The organism is Brachybacterium paraconglomeratum (genome assembly GCF_039541415.1).
Taxonomy (GTDB): Bacteria; Actinomycetota; Actinomycetes; order Actinomycetales; family Dermabacteraceae; genus Brachybacterium; species Brachybacterium paraconglomeratum_A.
Map to the genome: position 1 here is coordinate 1 of NZ_BAABGE010000016.1, position 631 is coordinate 631.

The 631-nt window shown below is 65.3% G+C and carries 1 protein-coding gene; it reads left to right on the forward strand.

Annotation, left to right across the window (positions count from 1 at the left end; translation table 11 throughout):
- A partial coding sequence (locus ABD893_RS16940; protein WP_345083179.1) for a recombinase family protein occupies positions 1-587 on the forward strand: 587 nt, incomplete at its 5' end.
- Between the last annotated feature and the right edge of the window lie 44 nt (positions 588-631).

Sequence of the window (631 nt, forward strand, 5' to 3'; positions counted from 1 at the left end):
TGCCCACCACGCAGCGCGTCGCCTACGTCCGAGTCTCATCCGCCGGCCAGAACCTCGACCGTCAGCTCGAGGCCATCGGCGAGGTCGACAAGACCTACAGCGAGTACCAGTCCGCCGCCGCCGCCTCCGAACGCCCCGAGCTGAAGAAGGCCATCAAGTACGTGCGGGAGGGCGACACTCTCGTGGTTTCCTCTATCGACCGTCTCGCCCGCTCGCTCCGCGACATGCTCACGATCATGGAAGAGCTCGACCAGAAGGGCGTCACTGTCGAGTTCTGCACCCAAGGCCTCACGGTCCGTCCCGGCGGGGGAGACCTCACCACCCGGCTGATCCTCCACATCATCACCGCTGTGGCGCAGTCCGAGCGCGAGATGATCCGGGAGCGGCAGGCCGAGGGCATCGCGATCGCGAAGAAGACCCCCGGCAAGTACCCGGGCCGCAAGCGCCGGCTCAACAGCGAGCAGATCCGCGAGATGCGCAACGCCGTCGCGAGCGGGGTTCCCAAAGCTCAGATCGCACGTACCTACGGGATCAGTCGAAACACGTTGTATCGCTACCTCGAGCAGCCCTCACTGCCCATCGGCTGACGGCTACGCCGTCATCGCTGCGTACTGGTCGAACAAGAGCTTTC